The organism is Williamsia sp. (assembly GCF_036566845.1).
GTDB lineage: Bacteria > Actinomycetota > Actinomycetes > Mycobacteriales > Mycobacteriaceae > Williamsia.
On sequence record NZ_DATCVM010000280.1, the window covers coordinates 1 to 3,514 of the forward strand.

A 3,514-nucleotide genomic window follows, 5' to 3' on the forward strand; every position below is an offset into this window, starting at 1 on the left:
CGGCGCGCCGCCGCGGTCCGCGACGCCGGGCTGGCGGCCCGCGCCGAATACGAGCACCGGCTCAGCCTGGCGGGTGATCCGCGCGGCACGTTCGGCCGCTATCCGCCGGTCCAGCCGGGCTGGTATCCGGATCCGGATCCCCAACGCCATCCCCAGCACCGTTGCCAGCTGCGCTATTTCGATGGGGCGGTGTGGACGGCGTATGTGGCGCGCCGGTAGGTCGTCAGACCTTCGGGCTGTAGTAGTGCGGGTCGTCGCGGTACTCGACAGGCGGCAGATTGCGCGCGGGAGTCTCCACCAGCGGCGCGTCCGCCGGCAGCCGGCCGAAGGCCCGATCCATCGCGGATCGCTTGCGCGGGTGCATCATCACACGGTCGGGCGCCAGGCGGGTCGCCAGGTGCAGCAGGTTGCCGATGCGCCGGTGGAGCCACTCTTGTCGGGGTGACCAGGTGAACCCCATCAGCTCACGAACCGGTGGGTCGTAGAGCCCGACGGTCATGAACAACAGAAACCGCTGCATGATCTTCAGGTTGTGCGCCCACAGCCAGTCCGGCACCCATTCCAGCGACGGGTGCTTGGGCATGGTGGACAGGTCGAGAACCTCACGGGCCGCCCAGTTGTTCTCCAACACGTTGCGGCACATGTGATCCCAGTACTGCTGGAATTCCTCCCAGGTCTTGGGTACCGGTCGCATGCTCATGCCGTACATGCGGTACCAGGTGATGTGCTCGTCGAACAGCTGGCGCCGCTGGTCGTCGGTCAAGCCGCCGGCGAACCGCTCGGCGGCCAGCAGCGTGGACTTGAAGAACGTGGCGTGGGCCCAGTAGAAGACGTCGGGGTTCAGCGCGCTGTACCGGCGACCCTGGTCGTCCACCCCGTTGATGCCGATGTGGTAGTCGCGGACCTGGGCTCCGGTCCTCGGTGCGCGGTCGCCGTCGAACACCACCCCGCCGATCGGATAGATCGACCGCAGCAGCCGGGGCATGCGCTCCATGAAGAAGATCGAGTGTTCCTTCACCGCCGCGCCGAGCTGCGGGTGCATGTTCTGCATGGAACCGGCCCACGGGCCCTGGAACAGGCCCGTCCACTGGCCGAAGTACCTCCAGGTCAACGAGTCCGGGCCGAGAGGCGTCGGCGGGGCGTCATATCCCCCGGGGGCGACCGGGCAGCCGGCCGCAACCTCCGGGGTCGTTGCCGCGGATCCGCTGGTCACGGGGCACGCCTCGGACGTATCTTGAGTCACAGGTGACCTTTCCCTGAACACGTCATGTCGCCACACGATATTTTGACTACGAACGTTGTCACAAAGCTTAGGAGTGATGTGCCGCCGGGTCAACGAAGCGGCCGATGGTCGGGCGTGCCACTGCAGGACCGCCAGGCACTGCGCCGAGACGAACTGATCACCGCGGGCATCGGACTGCTCGGCAGTCCGGGAGGTCCGGCCCTGACGGTGCGGGCGGTCTGCCGGGCCGCGGGGCTGACCGAGCGCTACTTCTACGAGAGTTTCACCGACCGTGACGAGTACGTCGCGGCGGTCTACGACGATGTGTGCAACACCGCGATGTCGACGCTGATGAAGTCGGAGAGCCCCCGTGACGCCGTGGAACGATTCGTGGCGCTGATGGTCGACGATCCCGCCCGGGGACGGGTCCTGCTGCTCGCACCCGAGGCGGAGCCGGTGCTCGCCCGCTCGGGCGCCGCATGGATCCCCAGCTTCATCGACCTGGTGCAACGCAAGCTCACCCGGATCACCGACCCGACGGCGCAGGCGATGGTTGCCACCGGCCTGATCGGGGCACTCAGTGCTTTGTTCACGGCCTACCTCGACGGCAGGTTGACCGCGACGCGCGAACAGTTCATCGACCACTGTGCTGAGCTACTGCTCAGCAGGGCGGCGACGTGAACAGCCCGCCGACCTGGGCGGCAGCCGTGGCGTGGCGGCTTGAATGTCACCCGCATACACAGATATATTGAGTGCAACCATCAGGTACAGATAACTGGGAGGTGTCGTGTCGAAAGACCTGACCGACCTGCAACTGTTGACCGAACTCGAGCCAGTCGTCGAGCCCCTCGTCAACCGCCACATGCGAATGAAGAAGGACTGGAACCCGCACGACTACATCCCGTGGTCAGACGGCAAGAACTACTACGCGCTCGGCGGTCAGGACTGGGACCCGGAACAGTCCCAGCTGTCCGAGGTCGCTCGAGTGGCGATGCTGGTGAACCTGCTCACCGAGGACAACCTGCCCTCGTACCACCGCGAGATCGCGATGAACTTCAGCATGGACGGCCCGTGGGGCTTCTGGGTCAACCGCTGGACCGCCGAGGAGAACCGCCACGGCATCGCGCTGCGCGACTACCTGGTGGTCACCCGCAACGTCGACCCCGTCGAACTGGAGATGCTGCGCGTCGAGCAGATGACCCGCGGATTCTCCCCCGGCCAGAACGACCAGATCGAGGCCGACCTGTTCGCCGAGAGCCTCTTCGACTCGGTCATCTACGTGACGTTCCAGGAGCTCGCGACCCGCGTCTCGCACCGCAACACCGGCAAGGCGTGCGAGGAGCCGATCGCCGATCAGCTGCTGCAGCGGGTGTCGGCCGACGAGAACCTGCACATGATCTTCTACCGCGACGTGTCCGAGGCCGGTTTCGAGATCGCCCCCAACCAGGCGATGAAGTCCCTGCACAAGGTGCTGCGCAACTTCAAGATGCCGGGCTACACCATCCCGGACTTCCGCCGCAGGGCCGTCACCATCGCCTCGGGCGGTGTCTACGACCCCCGCATCCACCTCGACGACATCGTGATGCCGGTGCTGAAGAAGTGGCGCATCTTCGAGCGCGAGGACTTCAACGGCGAGTCGGCCCGGATGCGCGACGACCTCGGTGTCCTCGTCGACGAGCTGCAGGAGGCCGTCGACAAGTTCGAGATCGCCAAGCAGCGTCGCGAGGCGCGGCTGGCCCAGATGGCCGAGAAGAAGGCGGCGAAGAACCTGTTGGTGACGACGTCGGCGTGAGCACTTCGACACTCGATTCGGCCCGATCCCTGCGGATCGGGCCGATCGCGTTGCGCAGTCCGGTCGTGCTGGCCCCGATGGCCGGGGTCACCAACGTCGCGTTCCGCACGCTGTGCCGTGAGCTCGAGCTGTCCCGCGCCGGGACGGTCAGCGGCCTGTACGTGTGCGAGATGGTGACCGCGCGCGCTCTCGTCGAGCGCCACCCGGTGACGATGCACATGACGACCTTCGCGCCGGAGGAGTCGCCGCGGTCGCTGCAGCTCTACACGGTCGATCCGGAGAACACGTACAAGGCCGCCAAGATGATCGCCGACGAAGGCCTGGCCGACCACATCGACATGAACTTCGGGTGCCCGGTGCCGAAGGTGACCCGCCGCGGCGGTGGCGCCGCCCTCCCCTTCAAACGCCGGCTGTTCGGGAGAATCGTGCGCGCCGCAGTCACCGCTACCGAGGGCACCGGCATTCCGGTCACCGTGAAGTTCCGGATCGGCATCGACGAC

At 66.6% G+C, this 3,514-nt stretch carries 5 protein-coding genes; 4 read left to right on the forward strand and 1 reads right to left on the reverse strand.

What is annotated here, in order from left to right; all coding sequences use genetic code 11:
- Window positions 1-219, forward strand: a 219-nt coding sequence (locus tag VIQ49_RS27370) for a DUF2510 domain-containing protein (protein ID WP_331890067.1), incomplete at its 5' end; no start/stop codon positions are given.
- Between the two features lie 4 nt (window positions 220-223).
- Here VIQ49_RS27370 and VIQ49_RS27375 read toward each other — a convergent pair.
- Window positions 224-1,243, reverse strand: coding sequence for an oxygenase MpaB family protein (locus VIQ49_RS27375; protein ID WP_331890069.1), 1,020 nt, complete (start codon window positions 1,241-1,243; stop codon window positions 224-226).
- Window positions 1,244-1,321: 78 nt separating this feature from the next.
- Here VIQ49_RS27375 and VIQ49_RS27380 point away from each other — a divergent pair, with 78 nt between their 5' ends.
- From VIQ49_RS27380 to VIQ49_RS27390, 3 genes are all read left to right on the forward strand, one after another.
- Entirely contained in the window at window positions 1,322-1,903 is a 582-nt protein-coding gene (locus tag VIQ49_RS27380) for a TetR/AcrR family transcriptional regulator (protein WP_331890071.1), read from the forward strand.
- Window positions 1,904-2,009: 106 nt separating this feature from the next.
- Window positions 2,010-3,014 (forward strand): acyl-ACP desaturase, encoded by a 1,005-nt coding sequence (locus tag VIQ49_RS27385; RefSeq protein ID WP_264022247.1) that lies wholly within the window; start codon window positions 2,010-2,012, stop codon window positions 3,012-3,014.
- A gap of 77 nt (window positions 3,015-3,091) precedes the next feature.
- Window positions 3,092-3,514: tRNA-dihydrouridine synthase (locus VIQ49_RS27390; protein WP_331890076.1), on the forward strand; the 423-nt coding region annotated here is incomplete at its 3' end.